Origin of the sequence: Enterococcus diestrammenae (assembly GCF_049384045.1) — a bacterium.
Taxonomy (GTDB): Bacteria; Bacillota; Bacilli; order Lactobacillales; family Enterococcaceae; genus Enterococcus_C; species Enterococcus_C diestrammenae.
This window is the reverse complement of the sequence record NZ_JBMRGR010000022.1, coordinates 18,021-35,745: the sequence shown is the minus strand read 5'-3', so window position 1 is coordinate 35,745 and position 17,725 is coordinate 18,021. Positions and strand designations below refer to the sequence as shown.

At 45.4% G+C, this 17,725-nt stretch carries 14 protein-coding genes; 11 read left to right on the top strand and 3 right to left on the bottom strand.

Going from position 1 to position 17,725, the window contains the following annotated elements; all coding sequences use genetic code 11:
* Positions 1–417: 417 nt before the first annotated feature.
* Positions 418–1,875: a C40 family peptidase gene (locus ACO03U_RS12260; protein ID WP_204687047.1), complete on the top strand. Its 1,458-nt coding sequence runs from the start codon at positions 418–420 to the stop codon at positions 1,873–1,875.
* Positions 1,876–2,135: 260 nt separating this feature from the next.
* Here ACO03U_RS12260 and ACO03U_RS12255 read toward each other — a convergent pair whose 3' ends face one another.
* Positions 2,136–3,947 carry a M3 family oligoendopeptidase gene (locus ACO03U_RS12255; protein ID WP_204687046.1) on the bottom strand — a complete coding sequence of 604 codons (1,812 nt, stop codon included), beginning with the start codon at positions 3,945–3,947 and terminating at the stop codon, positions 2,136–2,138.
* Positions 3,948–4,112: 165 nt separating this feature from the next.
* On the opposite strand from ACO03U_RS12255, the gene ACO03U_RS12250 reads away from it, so the two are divergent.
* From ACO03U_RS12250 to ACO03U_RS12225, 6 genes are all read left to right on the top strand, one after another.
* Positions 4,113–4,616: a VanZ family protein gene (locus tag ACO03U_RS12250; RefSeq protein ID WP_204687045.1), complete on the top strand. Its 504-nt coding sequence runs from the start codon at positions 4,113–4,115 to the stop codon at positions 4,614–4,616.
* A 15-nt stretch (positions 4,617–4,631) separates the two neighbouring features.
* Entirely contained in the window at positions 4,632–5,081 is a 450-nt protein-coding gene (locus tag ACO03U_RS12245) for a GNAT family N-acetyltransferase (RefSeq protein WP_204687044.1), read from the top strand.
* Between the two features lie 134 nt (positions 5,082–5,215).
* Positions 5,216–5,941, top strand: coding sequence for a YebC/PmpR family DNA-binding transcriptional regulator (locus ACO03U_RS12240; RefSeq protein ID WP_204687043.1), 726 nt, complete (start codon positions 5,216–5,218; stop codon positions 5,939–5,941).
* 13 nt (positions 5,942–5,954) lie between these two features.
* Positions 5,955–6,638 (top strand): YoaK family protein, encoded by a 684-nt coding sequence (locus ACO03U_RS12235; RefSeq protein ID WP_423104866.1) that lies wholly within the window; start codon positions 5,955–5,957, stop codon positions 6,636–6,638.
* A 256-nt stretch (positions 6,639–6,894) separates the two neighbouring features.
* Positions 6,895–7,596: a class I SAM-dependent methyltransferase gene (locus tag ACO03U_RS12230; RefSeq protein WP_204687042.1), complete on the top strand. Its 702-nt coding sequence runs from the start codon at positions 6,895–6,897 to the stop codon at positions 7,594–7,596.
* 24 nt (positions 7,597–7,620) lie between these two features.
* Positions 7,621–7,746 (top strand): hypothetical protein, encoded by a 126-nt coding sequence (locus ACO03U_RS12225; protein ID WP_423104864.1) that lies wholly within the window; start codon positions 7,621–7,623, stop codon positions 7,744–7,746.
* A gap of 137 nt (positions 7,747–7,883) precedes the next feature.
* On the opposite strand, the gene ACO03U_RS12220 is transcribed toward ACO03U_RS12225, so the two are convergent.
* Complete coding sequence (locus ACO03U_RS12220; protein WP_204687041.1) at positions 7,884–9,296, bottom strand: L,D-transpeptidase family protein; 1,413 nt, start codon at positions 9,294–9,296, stop codon at positions 7,884–7,886.
* Between the two features lie 313 nt (positions 9,297–9,609).
* Complete coding sequence (locus ACO03U_RS12215; RefSeq protein WP_161869542.1) at positions 9,610–10,611, bottom strand: L-lactate dehydrogenase; 1,002 nt, start codon at positions 10,609–10,611, stop codon at positions 9,610–9,612.
* A gap of 725 nt (positions 10,612–11,336) precedes the next feature.
* Here ACO03U_RS12215 and pth point away from each other — a divergent pair.
* The 4 genes from pth to ACO03U_RS12195 all read left to right on the top strand — a co-directional run bounded on the left by pth (position 11,337) and on the right by ACO03U_RS12195 (position 17,718).
* Positions 11,337–11,900: an aminoacyl-tRNA hydrolase gene (gene pth, locus ACO03U_RS12210; RefSeq protein ID WP_161869541.1), complete on the top strand. Its 564-nt coding sequence runs from the start codon at positions 11,337–11,339 to the stop codon at positions 11,898–11,900.
* A 48-nt stretch (positions 11,901–11,948) separates the two neighbouring features.
* A complete protein-coding gene (mfd, locus tag ACO03U_RS12205) occupies positions 11,949–15,482 on the top strand; it encodes a transcription-repair coupling factor (RefSeq protein WP_204687040.1) in 3,534 nt (1,177 codons plus the stop codon).
* A gap of 25 nt (positions 15,483–15,507) precedes the next feature.
* Positions 15,508–16,005 (top strand): hypothetical protein, encoded by a 498-nt coding sequence (locus ACO03U_RS12200; RefSeq protein WP_204687039.1) that lies wholly within the window; start codon positions 15,508–15,510, stop codon positions 16,003–16,005.
* 123 nt (positions 16,006–16,128) lie between these two features.
* Positions 16,129–17,718, top strand: coding sequence for a putative polysaccharide biosynthesis protein (locus tag ACO03U_RS12195; RefSeq protein WP_204687038.1), 1,590 nt, complete (start codon positions 16,129–16,131; stop codon positions 17,716–17,718).
* The last annotated feature ends 7 nt before the right edge of the window (positions 17,719–17,725 follow it).

Below are 17,725 nucleotides of genomic sequence, written 5' to 3'. Positions count from 1 at the left end.
AGGAGCGGATTGTCTGTTTTCGAGGAAAAGCGTCTCGAAAACTCAATGTAAAGTGTGAGGCGAGAATTAAGCGTGGATGCTATGCCCCTGCAAAAAAGTTTTTTCGGAGAGCTGAGGATTAACTATTTTCGAGTTATCCTCCTCGTAATCCTCACCAATTTGAAAAAAAGTGGGCTATTGATTGACCTTTTCCCCGCGAAAATGTTTTGTGAAAGCCTAATGTCAGGGGATTTTCATTGATAAAAATTACAAAACGTCATGTAAGCCGTTTCTTTGACACACGACTGTAATATTTGTGTTTCAAGTCTGACACATGCTTATGGTACAATTCAGTTTGTCAGAATAGATTTAAGATTATCTTAAGTCTTGCTCACGGAATAAATTTTCGTAATCTAAGCCAGTCGGAGGAAAAACAACGTGAAGAAACGTGGATTATCAGCTTTGTTGGTATGTTCATTGTTACTCTCTGCAGTTGCAGCACCAGTTGCGGCCGCGGCGGACGAATTCGATACCGAAATCCAAAAACAAGATCAAAAAATTAGTAGTTTGAAATCACAACAAAATGATGCGCAAGCACAAATTGATACCTTGGAAGCAGAAGTTGCGGCCATGACGAAAAAAGCAGACAAATTGGTGAAAGAACAAACTGCCTTGGTAAAAGAACAAGATCAGTTGTTAGCTGAGATTGCCGATTTGGAAGCGCGGATTGCCAAACGGGAAGAAAAGATTAAAAACCAAGCCCGGGACGTCCAAGTCAATGGTGAAAATACTTCGATTATCGCTACTGTCTTAAACGCTAAATCACTTTCCGATGCTGTCGGTAAAGTAACGGCTATGACGACTATCGTCAATGCCAACAACGAGTTAGTCAAAGAACAAAAAGCGGATAAACAAGCCGTGGAAGACAAAACCGTTGAAAATCAGAAAAAACAAAATAAATTGGATGCTAACCAAGCTGAATTGGAACAACAAAAGAGTATCAGCATGGAAAAACAAGCCGATTTGAACTTGATGAAAGCCGACCTTGCTTTGGAACAAAACAAAGCAGAAGGCAAGAAAGCACAATTAGAAGATGCGAAAGCTGAAGCTGAAGCAGAAAAAGCACGGATTGCTGAAGAAAAACGATTAGAAGAAGTTGCTCGTCAACGGGCTGCCCAACAAGCAGCTCAACAGGAACGTGAAGAACAAGCAGCGTTAGAATCTGGCAATACAGCGACTGCTGAAACCGCCTCTTCCTCAGTTGCAGCACCAGAAACTACCGTCGCTAGCTCATCTACTACCAGCGAAAGTTCAGAAGCTAGCCGTCAAGAAAGCTCTGAAACAACAATTGAAAGTAATCAAACACCGGAGTCTAGCACTGAAAGCAATGCACCAGAAAGCGAAGCACCAGTAGTTGAAACGCCGGAAAGCCAAGCACCTGAAACAGAAACACCGGTGGAAGAAACTCCTGAAGTTGAAGCACCAGTAGTGGAAACACCAAAAGCAGAAACACCAGAGCCAGAAACGCCAGAAGTACCAAATACTGGTGGCGATTTGATTGCCACAGCGAAGAAATACATTGGTGTCCCTTACGTTTGGGGCGGGTCTGATCCAAGTGGTTTTGACTGTTCTGGTTTTACTTCTTATGTGTATCGAGAAGCTTATGGCCGTGAAATTGGTCGGACGACGACTCAACAAGAAGGTAATGGTCCTATCATCAGCACGTCTCAAGCCAAAGCCGGCGATTTATTGTTCCGTGGTCCTCAAGGTGGGACTTACCACGTAGCTATCGCTTTGGGTAACGGTTGGTTTATCCATGCGCCAAGTCCTGGTGGTGCTGTTCGGATTCAACAAGAATCACAATGGTATTCATTTGACTTTGCCGTGTCTATGTAATTGAAATAAAATTAGCGTAAAGGAAGAAACCACAGCGTAGAGCTGCAGTTTCTTCCTTTTTTGTATTAAAAATAGGCTGGACTTGTGGAGGAGAATCCCTCTTAAAAAGTGGAATTCTCCGGCGGTCTGTCCAGCCTGTTTTTTGATGGATAAAATGATGTGGGGTGATTTTTAGATCAGAATAGCTTACAAAAGTGACGGGCGTATGCCAAAAGCATCCGGCTTCCTTCGCTAAGCTGCACGACGTTTTCTTCCTTGTTCTAAGCCGGCAAAAATGCCTCCGTCAAGGTCATAAACTCATCGATATCTTTTTTCAATACATCGATTCCCGCTTGCCAGAAGTCAGGTTGGGTCAAGTCCACGTCTAGGTGTTTTTGCGCCAATTCTTCGGTAGTCATGGCAGCGGTATCCCGCAAGAGGGCGATGTATTGGTCCTCAAAGCCGGTGCCGGTTGCTTGCGCTTTGGCGTAGATACCGAGGCTGAAGAGGTAGCCAAAGGTATAAGGGAAGTTGTAAAATGGTACGTCATCAATGAAGAAGTGGAGTTTTGCTGACCAAAAATGAGGATGCCAACTACCTAAGCAATCACAGTAGGCTTCTTTTTGAGCGGTTAGCATTTTTTCAGTGATTTCTGACGAAGCGACGAGGCCTTTTTGGCGGGCTGTGTAGAAATCTTGTTCAAAAAGAAAACGGGCATGGATATTCATAAACATAGCGATGGCATTTTGCATTTTGATGTCTAGCAAGTTGATCTTCTCTTCTGGTGTCGTGGCTCCTTGCAAGTTTGCATCGGCAACAATCAGCTCCGCGAAGGTGCTGGCAGTTTCGGCAACGTTCATAGCATAGTCTTGGTTCATGCTAGGCAAATCCCACATCACAGAACTATGGAAGGCGTGACCTAGCTCGTGAGCCAAGGTTGCGACTTCACCGATTGCATTGCCATAGGTCATGAAAATCCGGGACTCTTTTGTTTCTGGTAAACCGGCACAATAGCCACCGGGACGTTTGCCGGGGCGGTCTTCCGCTTCAATCCAGCACTTTTCAAAAGCAGATTTGGCAAAAGCAGCCATCTTGGGACTGAACTCACCGAAGTGTTGAATGATAAAAGCTGCCGCCTCGTCAAAGGTGAAGGTCCGTTCCTTGAAGTCGCCCACGATAACTGGCGCGTCTTGGTCTTGCCAGTCTAGTTTTTCTTTGCCCATCAAAGCAGCTTTACGGTTTAGGTAATCTACGAAAGGTTGTTTGTTGGCGCTGATAGTTTGCCACATGGCAGCCAAAGTCGTTTTCGACATCCGATTGTCTTGCAACGGCTGTTTCATGAAATCTGTGATGCCGTGGAGCTTGTAATCAGTCAGCCGAAAGCCGTCCAAGTGATTCAAGGTATCGGCGAAAAGTTCGGTTGGTTTGCTCCAAGCAGTTTCCCATTTGGCAAATAAGTCAGCGCGGACAGCGGGATCAGGATCCCCCATCATTTTATTGAAGGCTTGACCAGCAGAAAGGTTGACCCTGGTGCCATCTTCTTTTGTAAAAGGAATTTCGATGCTGCTAACGATGGTGTCGTAGTGTTCTGACCAGGCGCTTTGGCCATCAAGGGCTAGCTGGTTGATGATGTTTTCTTGCGCTTCTGGTAAAGAGTCTTGGCCGTCACGGCGTTCTTCATTGAGACGAAAAGCGATGGCTGCCAAGCGTGGGTCGGCTAGCAATTGTTGCCATTGTTCATCGGGGCAAGCAGCATATTTTAAGGCTAAGGGCACGGTCGCTCCTTGAAATTGTGGATACAATAGCGCCAATTGACCACCTAGCAATTTTGCTTGGTGATCGTTGACGTTTTGACTAGTCAAGGCTTCGACAAAGGTACTGCATTGGTTCAAACCATTGCTGACGTTGGTCATTTTGGTGAGTACGACGGTTAATTGTGCCGATGCGTCGGGACTAGTCAAATCTAGTTGCTGGATCAAGTTGGTCAGCTCAGCGATTTCTTCAGTCAGCTGTGTCAAGCGGGTTTGTAATTCGGGGGATTGGCTGCCACCAGGGAAGATGGACTCCAAATCCCAAGTCAGTGAATAGGTCATAAGGTTTCCTCATTTCTGTCGTTTTCGGTGGATGAAGTTTAAGAAAATCATCCGGATCTGGCTTTTTGCTGCTTTCAGTATAGCATATCGCCTTAAACTGCTAAAATTTTCTGGAAATCATGATAAGATAGAGAAGAAATCCAAAGCAGAAATCGAGGAGAATCCGTGAAAAAACTAGGGAAAAATCCCAATCTTTACTTCGCTATCGGCATTGCCATCATGGTCATCTTATTTATCAGCTCTTCTCAGACCTATGAGCAACAGTCGCAGACGGATTTGATTGGTAAATTATTGACAGGTCAACCCTTGAAGGAACCTTTAGGCAAGCTTTCTTTTGGCTATGCTGGTCAGGAGCAAAGTATTCAAGCCGTGGGATACGCGAAGTTTATCGAATTTTTTATTCGTAAAGGGGCGCATTTTATGACTTACTTTGTGATGGGGGGCAGTTTTTGTATAGGCTTATATTTGAAGATAAAGCATTTTTGGTGGGGCGGCTTTTTTGCGTGGCTAGCTGCCACCGGTTATGCCGGGATGGATGAGTTTCACCAACAGTTGACAGGGGGACGTACACCCTTGTTTGAAGATGTCATGCTAGATTCCATGGGGGCCTTGACGGCAGTGATTTTGGTATTGGTAGTCTTAGTGGTCCAACGCAAGCGTCTTCGGTGAAAGGAAGTGGTAAATATGATTCGTGAATTTTTACCGGAGGATTTAGCTGAGGTGATGGACTTGTGGCTAGTTAGCAATCAAGAGGCCCATTCCTTTATTCCCGCAAGTTATTGGCAAGACAACTATGAGCTGGTACGAGAGCTTTTGCCTAAAGCGGACCTGTTTGTTTGTCAAGAAGAGGATGGGGCCATCACGGGCTTTATCGGCTTACAGGGAAATCTGATTGCTGGCTTATTCGTGGCTGCTAGGAGACGTTCCCAAGGTATCGGTAAACAACTGTTGGATGTTGCCAAAAGTCAGCGAAATCCCTTATATTTACAAGTTTATCAAGACAATGAACAAGCGGTGGCTTTTTATTTGCGGGAAGGATTCCAACTGGTAGAAGTGAAAGTTGATGAAGGGACTGGCCAAGAAGAACTTCACTTAAGTTTCACTCAGATCGGAACCGTTGAAAATTTTCAGTAAAAGACTACAATAAAAGAGAAGCCAATTCACTTGCTGCCACCAATTTGACACTGATGGACAGCCAAAAATAACGCGAGTTAACCGATTCGCCAATTAATCGGAAAGCATAATCATCAATTACGGAGGGACTTACTATGTCAGGACATTCAAAGTGGAACAATATTCAAGGACGGAAAAACGCACAAGATGCCAAACGGGGGAAGATCTTCCAAAAGCTTTCGCGGGAAATCTACATGGCCGCAAAAGCTTCCGGTCCCAATCCCGATGATAACCCGGCGCTGCGTCTAGTGATGGACAAAGCCAAAGCAGCCAATATGCCCAATGATAATGTCGAGCGGGCCATCAAAAAAGCTACTTCAGCTGGCGAAGGGGAAAACTATGATGAAATCGTCTATGAAGGCTATGGTCCTGGTGGGGTAGCGATCTTAGTGCATACCTTGACGGATAACCGCAACCGGACCGCCACTAACGTACGAGTCGCTTTTACGCGTAATGGTGGCAACCTTGGCGAAACCGGCTCTGTTAGCTATATGTTTGACCGCAAAGGCTATATTGCCATTGAACGAGCTGGGTTAGCGGTAGATGAAGATACCATGTTGGAAGATGTTATCGAAGCGGGAGCCGAAGATATGTTGACCTCACCAGAAGTTTTTGAAATTTATACCGCGCCAGAAGATTTCACCACCGTGCGGGACCAATTGGAACAAGACGGCTTCAAATTGGCTCAAGCAGAGTTGACTATGGTACCTCAAACCACAGTTGTCCTAGATGATGACCAAAAAGCCCAACTGGAACAATTGGTAGACAAGTTAGAAGACGATGACGATGTGTCCGACGTCTACACCAGCTTAGAAGATTGATGAGGGAGTGCTTGTGAGGATTCCCAAATTTGTCGATCGTCGAGTAGCCATCCACGAAAGTCTGCCCATCGGTATCTTACTCGCGATGGCGGGGGGCTTTCTGGATGTCTATACTTATCTTTTTCATGGAGAAGTTTTTGCTAGTATGCAGTCGGGGAACGTGATCTTGCTGGGGGTTAGTCTCGCTCGCGGGCATTTTCATCAGATTGTCCGTTACTTGGTGCCGATTGTTATTTTTATGGTGGGGATCATTGTGACCGACTGGCTGAAGCATAAGTACCCTAAAGGTCATTTTGTCACTTGGCAAAATGTCGCTGTCGCCTTTGAATTGGTGGGGATTTTTGTGGTAGGTGGGGTCGCCCCGATTGCCAGTGATTTAGTGATTAACTCGGCGTTATCCTTTTTTGCTGCTATTCAATATGCTGCGTATCGGCGTCTGGCGGGGTTGCCTTATGCTACCACTATGACGACTGGCAACTTGCGCTCGATCAGTGATTATCTTTACGCTTATTTTTTCACAAAAGATCCAACTGCTAGCTTCAAAATCAAATACACGGCTACGATTGTTGCCGGCTTTTTCGCAGGGGCGATCTTCAGCACCCTGCTGGCTACGGTGATGAAAGGCCGCTCCATCTGGTGTGTGTCGCTATTATTGTTGGTGGTGTTGATTATCAGCCTACGTAATCAAGAGCAATGAGTCATTTCTCAATGACAACGAGCCGGGGATGCTTTATAATTGAAGGAAGCAGTGATGATTCCCATAAGAAAGGGGCGGTGCCCAGTCCGGCGCACTACTCATACGATAAAGTAAGCTAGTGAAACGTGGAAACAGACCAACCAATAAACGCAATGCTCTCGTTTTTTGTAGCAGAAGTCGTTTATTTGGGGTGCCGTCTATTTCTGCGTTTTTTTGTCGTCTTTTGGTCATCATCACTGCTGTAAAGGAGTTTTTTATGGTTCGAAAAATTCAGCTACACCCGCAACCCTTTCAACAAGGACATGATTCCATCTGGCAAGATCCCTATATTGCGAGGCAAATGTTACAACAGCATTTGGATCCTGAAGGGGAGGGGGCTTCTCGGAATCACGAGTTTATTCAGGAATCAGTGACTTGGCTGACCCAGCACTTTCCTGCTAAAAGTTTTGCGCAAGTCTTGGATTTAGGCTGTGGGCCGGGATTATACACCAGCCCCTTAGCCCGGTTTGGCTATCAAGTCAGCGGTTTTGATTTTTCAAAAATAAGTATCGACTATGCCCGCCAACAAGCCCTGGAACAAAAGCTTACAATCAATTACCAACTGGGCAACTACTTAAAGATATTGGAAGAAGGGATTGACGAAAAATATCAGCTGATTTTACTGATTTATTGTGACATCGGTGTGTTTTCGCCGAGGCAGCGAAGAGAATTGTTACAAGCGTGTTTAAAACACCTGCAAGTCGGGGGGAGCTTGGTGTTTGATAGTTTTACTCCTGAGAAATATCGCGGGTTTATCCCGAGGAGCGTCTGGAAGCATGAACCTGCAGGGAGCTTTTGGTCAGCTACAGACTGTCTCCACCTAAGCGTCCAACAAGAGGTAGTGCCAGGTGAAACCTACCTGGATCAACACGATTTGTTGGATTCTGATGGTTACCTCCAAAAAGAATTTCTCATTTGAGAGACTGTCACCACCCCAGAAAAGATGAAAAAAGAACTGGTAGAAATTGGCTTTTCTCAGGTTGATTTTTACGCCAATGTAGCTGGTCACCCGTATTCAGCAAATTCAGAAACAGTTGCTTTTGTAGCAACGAAAGGCGGAGCTGATTAGCTACTTGTCGCTTGATTGGACGAGGGTTTTATTCCTTGCAAGTCACCAACGACAGAAGGCTTTTAATTGCATGTTTTTTTCGTTAAAAAAGTGCCCAGCAACCAATTTCGTTGCTGGGCACTTTTTAATTAGTTCTCTTAAAATACCAAAACTGGGGTATAAAGTTCTACTTTTTCAAACAGTTCTTTCATCACATCTGGCGGAGTATTGACACAGCCGTGGGAGCCATTGGTCAAGTAGCGTTCGCCACCAAACGTTGGTTGCCAGTTGGCATCGTGAATCCCGACGCCTTCCCAGTCGATTGGCATCCAGTAATTTACTGGTGTTGCATAGTCAGTGCCATCTTCATTTTTCCCTTTTAAGGTAGAATCTTCTTCTTTGTTCCAAATATAGTTGACCCCAGATGGTGTGGTAAATTTGTCTGGTTTCCCAGTCACGACATCTGTTTCGAGGACGACTTTGCCATCTTTGTAGTACCACATATGTTGATTTTTCAGATCGACTTCGATATAGGTGTCACCAATCAATGGATTAGCCGAATCAGTGGTGCTGCCTTTAACGATTGGCGAACGAGTGAAGGATTCCCCTTGAAGGATTTGCTCGATTAAAGCATCGGTTTCAGTTTCTACTTGGATCGACCAGCTATAGGTTCCTGCCGGTACTTTAACATCTCCGCGTTTGGTACTCTTGAAGGTGGTGGCATTGGTGGAAGTATTGTATTTTTCTCCGAGAGCAGCCACATAAGCTTTGACTTGGTCGCGATCCAAATCGACTTTCCCATCTTCATAAATCAACCAGTTGGAAATAGTTTCTGTTGGGATTTGGAAGGTGTCCCCATTGATTTGGTAAGTCGCTTCCACTTGGGCAACGCTGTTTAAGGTTTCAAGTTCTTGCTTCAGCTTCTCATCGTCAGCATGAACAGCCGGTGCTTTGGTGTAGTCCAATAATTCCATCGTTGTTTTGTCAGCGTTGACGGCAGTCACCAAGTCTTTGGCGATGGCTTCACTGTCCACGGCATTACCAGCAACTTCTGGGGTAATAACAAAACCGTTGTCAACTTTAGTCAATGTCGCATCTTTGGTAGTGGTCCGACTTTGGTTTAAAGTATCCAATTCCCCTTTGATATTCTTGGCGGCCGTCTTCAAATCCTCTTGATCGATGGAGAGACCGTTAAGTTCATCATTTTCGGCAGCAAAGACATAGGCCATGCCCCAACTCCATTGGCTCTGATCTTGCATCAGTTGGTCCAAATCTTTCGTGAAGTCGGTTTTTAAGCCCAATTCGGAAAGCGGCAGTGTTTTCCAAGGGCTGCCGTCATCAGTGATGGTAAAAGAGGCTTCTTTAGTATTCGCCTTCAAGGCTTTATTGGCTTCAGCGACAGTCATATCGCTAATATCGATGTCATTGATTTTCGTGTTGGGCAAAAAACGTTCGGAATAATTGCTGGCGTTGACTGTGTAGCCGGTGGCCAACCCTGCCGTCAGTACTAACAATCCACCAATCACAAACTTCTTTTTACCGCCCTTTTTATTACGACTACTTCGTGACATTTCTTTACTCCTTTATATGTAGTGACATATCCAACAAATTTTTTAGTCTTCAGTATCTGATTCTAGCACAATCATAGCATGATTTGCATAAATTACTAGCATTTGACATTATGCTAAAGAGAATATTTAAGAACGACTAGTCTCTTGCTAGCTTTGTGGGAATTTAGTCACTCTTTTTATTTTTGTTGAATAACAAGTTCTTTCGTTTTTACCGTCGTTAATTGTAGAAAAGTTGTCATTTTTTCGGTAAAAACTGCCGGTAAAAAAAGGAGCAAGCTATTGCCTGCTCCAATCTATCAGTTATCTATTGGGATTATTTCCCAGCTGCGGCATCTTCAGCTGCTAATTTTTCAAAGGCTTGGGTTAAGACTTCTTTCAATTGTTTGGCTGAGGCATTCATCCGGTCTTGTTCAGAGTCGGAAAGTTCGATTTCGATGACTTGTTGGACACCTTGGGCATTGACCACGGCAGGAGCTCCGATGTAGATGTCATCTTGGCCGTATTGGTTGTCCATGTAGACGGAAAGTGGGAAAATCGCACCTTCATCATCCAAAATTGCTCGGGTAATCCGTGCCATGGCTACGGCAATCCCGTAGAAGGTTGCGCCTTTACGGTCGATAATGTTGTAAGCCGCATCCCGCACACCGAAGAACAAGTTAACCATTGCTTCTTCATCCACGTCTGGGTTTTGTTTCACCCATTCATAAATTTGCAAGCCGCCGACATTGGCATGAGACCATACAGGGAATTCAGAATCGCCGTGTTCGCCTAAGATGTAGGCATGGACGTTACGGGCATCGACGCCAACCATTTCAGCAATCTTTTGACGGAAACGAGCAGAATCCAGAGAAGTCCCGGTTCCGATGACGCGTTCTTTAGGGAAACCAGAGAATTTCCAAGTTGCGTAAGTCAAGATATCTACGGGGTTAGCCGCTACTAAGAAAATACCTTTGAAGCCAGAAGCGACGATTTGACTAACCACGTCCCGGTTGATTTTCAAGTTTTTGTGTACCAAGTCTAGTCGAGTTTCTCCTGGTTTTTGCGGAGCACCAGCAGTAATTACAACTAAATCAGCATCGTGGGCATCAGCATAAGTAGCAGAGTAGATTTTTTTAGGGGAAGTCCAAGCCAAAGCATCGGTCAAGTCAAGGGCGTCACCTTCTGTTTTTTTCACGTTAAGATCGACAATCCCAACTTCTTGGGCGATGTTTTGAGTAACAAGGGCAAATGCGTAGCTAGAACCCACGGCGCCATCTCCCACCAAGATTACTTTTTGGTGGTCTTTTAATGAATTGGTATTTTCTTTTTCCGTCATGTTACTATCCGTCCTTTCTTAAATGGGCAATGAGAGAGGAGAGGCAACCACTAGCGGAGAACTTGTCATCAGGCAAATCGCCAACAGGTGAATAATTGCACTTTCCGAATCTCAAGGCGAGATATACTTCGGTTTCTTATCCAAAACAATCGTATCATTTAGCCTTTGGTTTGTCATGTAATATGCCTTTGAGTATAACAGATTTTTGATGTGTTTCATTTTGATAATGGTTACATTGTCGGGAACTAGCCTTTTTGTTAAATCTTGTGAAAGGTACAGATAAGAGATGAGAGTGAAGAAAACGATACAGGGTTTATCTTAGGTGTCAACTAGCAAAAAGTAAATTCTTCCGCCTGAAGTTCCAATGACCCTTTTAGCTTTTGGTAGGTATTGGCAGCGTGTCAAATGCCCAAAGAAAAGCAATTTAGTCACGATTCTATTGCCAGTAATGACCGATGCTAGTATTATCGTAGAATTTCCGACAGAGAAGCCCTCTGGTTTTTATGGAGCTTCCTAGTTTCTCTGAAAGAATTGAACGGTAGCTGTTACTTTTTAGTGGTTTTCTTAAAGAAAGCCCAAAGCTACGGTATCTTGAAGCCAAATTCGCAACAACTGTGCTATAATCGAAAAAAGCGCGATTTTGGACTGGAGAAATTTTTCTCCAGCCTTTTGTGCTGTTTTCAGATAACTAAAAAAATGGCGAATAAAGGAAGTTAGAGAGTCCTATGAAAATGATTGCAGGACTGGGAAATCCCGGTCGCAAATATGAACATACCAAACACAATGTTGGCTTTATGACGGTGGATCGATTAGCAAAAGCCCATAATGTCACCTTTAAAAGTAACCCCTTTGAAGCAGAAGTGGCCGATTTTTTTGTCAATGGGGAAAAAATTCTCTTGGTGAAACCCCAAACCTTTATGAACGAATCCGGGCGGGCGATTGGTCCTTTGATGACTTATTTCGGCGTGGCAAATGATGAATTAGTCGTGGTTCACGATGATTTGGATATGAATCTCGGAAAGTTGCGGTTGCGCCAAAAAGGTTCGGCTGGTGGACACAACGGTCTCAAGAGCATCATTGCCCATCTTGGTACCCAAGAATTCGATCGGGTGAAAATCGGGATCGGTCGCCCAGCACCAAAGATGACAGTGGTGAATCATGTGTTGAGTCCTTTTAGCAAAGAAGACGCGCCTTTATTGGAAGAGAGTTTGCAACGAGCAGTGGCTGCCTGTGAGTTTATATGCGAAACCGGCGATTTTGTGCAGGCGATGAATCGGTTTAACGGATAAACGCAGGCACTCCTTAAACGAGAATAGTAGAAAGAAGCAGGTGAACTGATGGATCTGATCCAAGCAGTTAGCCAGATTTCCCTCGTGGAACAATGGCAACGACAAATCAAAGAAGAACAAGAACGGCAACTGTTGACGGGCTTAGCTGGTTCGGCAAAAACGTTAGCGATTGCGTCTACTTACCAAACTTTCAAACGGCCAATCCTCTTGGTGGTGCCGAATCTCTATTATATGAACCAACTCGCCGACGATCTTCGAAATGTTTGCGAGGATGTTTTTGTCTATCCGGTGGACGAGGTGCTGTCGGCGGAGATGGCTTTTGCCTCTCCGGAAGCCCGTGTCGATCGCATCAATACGCTAAATGCCATCGCAGCGGAGCAACCCGGAATTTACGTGGTACCCTTGGCAGCTTTGCGGAAATATTTACCAATGCCGGAAACGTGGCGCAACGCTCAATTTCATTGGCAAATCGGCAGTGAACTAGACCTTAATGAATTGCCTCAACAATTGGTGTTGATGGGCTATGAGCGGCAACAGATGATCATGAAGCCGGGGGAGTTTTCCATCCGGGGGAGCATCATCGACATCTATCCTTTGACCTCAGAATACCCAGTGCGGGTGGAACTCTTTGATATCGAAGTAGATTCCATGCGTTATTTTGACGTGGAAACTCAGCGCTCGGTGGGCAATGCCGAAGAGGTGGTCATCACACCGACGACGGAGCTGGTTTTTGCTCCAGAGGATTTGGAAGTGGGGGCTGCCAGTCTACAAGAACTTCTGGAAAAACGTCTAGCCGTTACCAAAGAAGAGGTAGACAAGAGTTTTTTGGAAGAGTATTTCGGTCAGCTGACTAGTTCGTGGAAAGCCGGCATTCCCGGAGACAACGCCCAGTTTTATCTGGATTTGTTGTATCCGGAAAAGACGGGTTTAGCCGATTACTTCCCGCAAAACACCTTATTAATGGTAGATGATTATCCGCGAATCATGGAAACCGACCGGGAGATTCAGCGGGAAGAAGGCGAGTGGCACACGCAAAAAATCAGCGAGCTGCGAGTTTTTGCCGAGCAGACGTTTGGTCGGGATAGCCACGAATTTTTCCGGGATGAAGGGTTTACGACGACCTATTTCGCCTTGTTCCAAAAAGGGATGGGGAATCTGCGCTTTTCTTCTATCTTAAATTTCCAATACCGCCCGATGCAGCAGTTTTTCAGTCAGATGGGCTTGTTGAAAACTGAAGTGGATCGTTGGGAAAAACAAGGTCAGACGGTCATCTTTGTGGTTTCCGATCAAGAGCGGGCCAAAAAATTGGAACAAAATATGCGGGACCACGATATTTATGCTGTGACCGCAGAAGCCCACCGATTGATTTTGGGACGGACGCAAATCATCGAAGCCCAGTTGGCCAATGGTTTCGAAATGCCCCAAGATCGCCTGGTAGTGGTGACAGAAAAAGAAATCTTCCAACAAGTTAAACGCAAACGGGGACGCCGGCAAACCATCACCAATGCCGAACGTCTGAAAAGCTACAATGAGCTGAAACCGGGGGATTTCGTCGTCCATGCCAACCACGGGATCGGCAAATACATTGGGATGCAAACCTTGGAAGTCGATGGGGTGCATCAAGATTACCTGACCATCCTCTACCAAAATGATGACAAACTCTTTATTCCAGTCACTCAGCTTAACTTGATTCAAAAATATGTAGCGGCTGAGTCGAAAACACCGAAAATCAATAAACTCGGTGGTAGCGAGTGGAGTAAAACTAAGCGAAAAGTCACCGGTAAGATTGAAGATATCGCCGATGATCTGATCAAACTGTACGCGCAACGGGAATCTGAAAAAGGTTATGCGTATGGCCCTGATGATGCTTATATGAAAGAGTTTGAAGATGCGTTTCCTTATAGTGAAACTGAGGACCAACTCCGTAGTACCGCCGAAATCAAAAAAGATATGGAACGAGCCCGCCCGATGGATCGCTTGTTGGTGGGGGATGTCGGTTTTGGGAAGACGGAAGTCGCTTTGCGGGCTGCTTTTAAAGCCATCAAGGAAAACAAACAAGTGGCCTTTCTAGCACCGACGACGATCCTAGCACAACAACACTATGAAACCATGATCGATCGCTTTGAAGGCTTTCCGGTAAATATCGGGCAACTGAGCCGTTTCCGCACGAAGAAACAACAAGCAGAAACCATCGAAAAGCTCCGTACCGGCCAAGTGGATATCGTAGTGGGCACCCACCGCTTGCTCTCCCAAGATGTGAAGTTTGCGGATTTGGGCCTATTGGTAATCGATGAAGAGCAACGTTTTGGCGTAAAACATAAAGAGCGGCTGAAACAATTGCGGACCCAAGTGGATGTGTTGACTTTGACAGCCACCCCGATTCCGCGGACCTTGCACATGTCGATGTTGGGAGTGCGAGATCTGTCGGTTATCGAAACGCCACCGGAAAATCGCTATCCGATTCAAACCTATGTGATGGAAAAAAATCCGGGGGCCATTCGTGAAGCCATCCAACGAGAACTTTCTCGAGGGGGCCAAGTCTTTTATCTGTACAATCGCGTAGAAACTATCGAGAAAAAAGTCGATGAGATTCAGATGTTGGTGCCCGATGCGCGGATTGCTTATGCCCATGGTCAGATGACGGAGATTCAGCTGGAAAATACCTTGTTCGACTTTATCGAAGGGGTCTACGATATTTTGGTCACTACTACGATTATTGAAACCGGGGTAGATATTCCCAATGTGAATACCCTGTTTGTGGAAAATGCCGATTACATGGGGCTTTCCACCTTGTATCAATTGCGAGGCCGGGTGGGACGTAGTAACCGGGTAGCCTATGCTTACTTTATGTATGAGCCACAAAAAGTCTTAAATGAAGTCAGCGAAAAACGCCTCCAAGCTATCAAGGATTTTACCGAATTAGGCTCCGGCTTCAAAATTGCCATGCGGGACTTGTCTATTCGTGGGGCGGGGAATCTTCTTGGGGCACAACAGCACGGCTTTATCGATGCTGTCGGCTTTGATATGTATTCGCAAATGCTCAGTGAAGCGGTGGCGCGTAAGCAAGGGAAGAATGCTCAAAATGAAAAAACTTCGGTAGAAATTGACTTGGGTATCGATGCCTACTTGCCAGTGACTTATATCGAAGACGAGCGGCAAAAAATCGAGATTTATAAACGTATCCGGGAGATGGAGACAGAAGAAAACCTCGATGAAATTCAAGATGATTTATTGGATCGCTTCGGGGAATTCCCAGAAGAAGTCTCTCATTTATTGACAGTCGGACAAATCAAGATGGACGGCGACCGGGCGTTGTTGGAAACCATCCGCAAAATCGGCGACAAGATCCGCTTTGTATTGAGCAAAGTCGGCACCAAGACCTATACCGTCGAGCAGTTGTTTGAAGCACTAGGAGCCACCAAGATGAAAGCGTCTATGGCTCAAGACAAAGATAAGATGACCATCACGTTGACGATTGATAAGAAGATGACAGAAGCGGTTTGGCTGCATGAAGTTCAAGAATTTGTTCAGGCTTTGCGACATCAAAAATATCAAAGTAAACCGGTGAAACAAGCAGACTAAGCTGGCTTATCAATGGGGGAAGTTCATGGAGTTTTATAGTAATAAACGCCTGTTGTGGCGCAATTTATTGGGCAGTCTGTTTACCCTAGTGTTCATCAGTGTAGTGATTGGGATGCTTTTTTCAGAGCAAAATGGGGCGAGTCCGCTAGTTTTCAAACTGTTTTCTCTTTTAGTTGTCTTGGTGTTTGTCGGTGTGGGATTATTTGGCTTGATTACTAGTTTAGGTTGGTTACTTACGAAAAAACCGATGCTGGAAATCAACAAATATGAAGTAGTCCTTCGTAAACAACCTTGGCAAGAGGTGCGCTTGCCAGCTTCGAAAATTATCAGCGTAAGGCATCAGCTGGCTAGTAGAACTAGTACACGTAGCGGGAGGACTGAAACGGACTATCGCTCTCAACTCTTGGTCAAAGCCGAAAACCAACCTACCGTCACCTTGGAGATGCATCTGCTGGCGGGGACTGTTGATGATATTTATGAAGCCGTGGCTAAGTATTTGCCTCATGCGACTTGGCATGATTAAGCTGGTGAGGCTTGGCAAGTGATTGGTGTGTTAGTTGCCAATGACTGCCAGTGTTTTACTCATGGAAAGTGGACCAAATCGGCTTTCTTAAAGCTATTTCAAACTTAAAAAGGCGGTGATCAGATGGCCAAAAATCAAATGCAAAGGGTGATGCAGGGGGCCTTTGTCCTAACGGTAGCCTCTTTTGTTGCCAAACTTCTCAGTGCCATCTATCGGGTGCCTTTTCAAAACTTGGTGGGAGATGAGGGCTTTTATGTCTACCAACAAGTTTATCCCATCTATGGCTTGGCGATGACCTTAGCATTGTCGGGATTGCCTCAATTTATTTCCAAATATGTGGCCGAGCAAAAATCGCCGAAAGACCAGCAGCAAGCCATTCATAAACTTTATCCGATTGTATTAGCAACTGGCGTGGCTCTCTTTTTAGGGGCATTTTTAGGGGCGCAGTTTTTGGCAAACTTGATGGGAGATGGCCAGTTGGCCCCGTTGATTCGCGTCGTAGCGTTTGCTTTTTTATTTGTTCCCATCTTGTCCTTTTACCGAGGCAACTTTCAAGGAAACTTGATGATGGTTCCCACAGCGGTTTCTCAAGTGAGCGAGCAAATCGTGCGAGTGGCAGTCATTTTAGGCGGTGCCTTAGCTTTTCGACAACTGGGATTGAGCGTTTACCAAGCGGGTACGATTGCCATGGGCGGCGCCATTTGTGGTGGCTTAGTGGCCATCTGGATCCTGCTTTATTATCAGCGGAAAATCACCGGTGGTACTCTCGGGCTAACTTCTCTTAAGTCCTTTCAAAAAAGCGATTCGCCGCTCCTACGCCGGTTCTTATTAGAAGGCGGTTTGCTGTCGATTTATAGTGGCTTGTTGATCCTCTTTCAGCTAGTCGATTCTTTTGCCGTGGTTAATGCTTTGCAAGCAGGGGGACTGCTGCCACAAGCGGCTCGTGTGGCTAAAGGGGTCTATGATCGTGGTCAACCCTTGGTCCAACTGGGGCTGGTGGTGGCTGGGGCATTAAGCTCTACGTTTTTGCCAACATTAACGAAGTACTTGCTAGAAAAAAAGCAGTCGCGTTTTTTGGCGACGACGAAGATTTACTTACGACTGACTGCGAGTATCTCGTTAGCCGCTACGGTGGGCTTGACGCTGTTGATGCCCTTCATCAACTTCGCTCTATTTAAAGATGCTACTGGTAATCTGCCCTTGATTGTCTTTACCGGAGCAGTCTTTTTGATGGGATTGATTCAAGCTTATCAAAGCATCTATCAAAGCCAGAATCATTTTCGTGTTCCTCTGAAGGCCGCAGCGTGGGGGCTGTTGCTCAAGTTCCTTACGACTTGGCCGTTGACTTGGTGGTTGGGGACCACAGGAGCCAGTTGGTCGACCTTGCTGGGCTTGCTGGGAACTTTGCTGCTTTTGATTCGCCGTGAAACGGCTGGCGTCAATGCCTTTTGGCGGGAAGGAAGATTTTCACGAAAATTATTGCGTTGTACCCTAATGATGGCTATCATGATTTTAGGTTACTTGTTGTTCTTGGTCATTATTTGGGATCCGCAAACTCATCGTCTTAGCTCGTTATTGATTGCCATCGGTGGGGTGGGCCTAGGTGTGACAATTTTTATCTGGCAAGCTGTTCGAATCGAGCTTTTCACCATCCGGGAGTGGCTAATGCTTCCTTTTGGTAAAAAAATACTGACATTTAAAAATAGAAAGTAGGTAGACC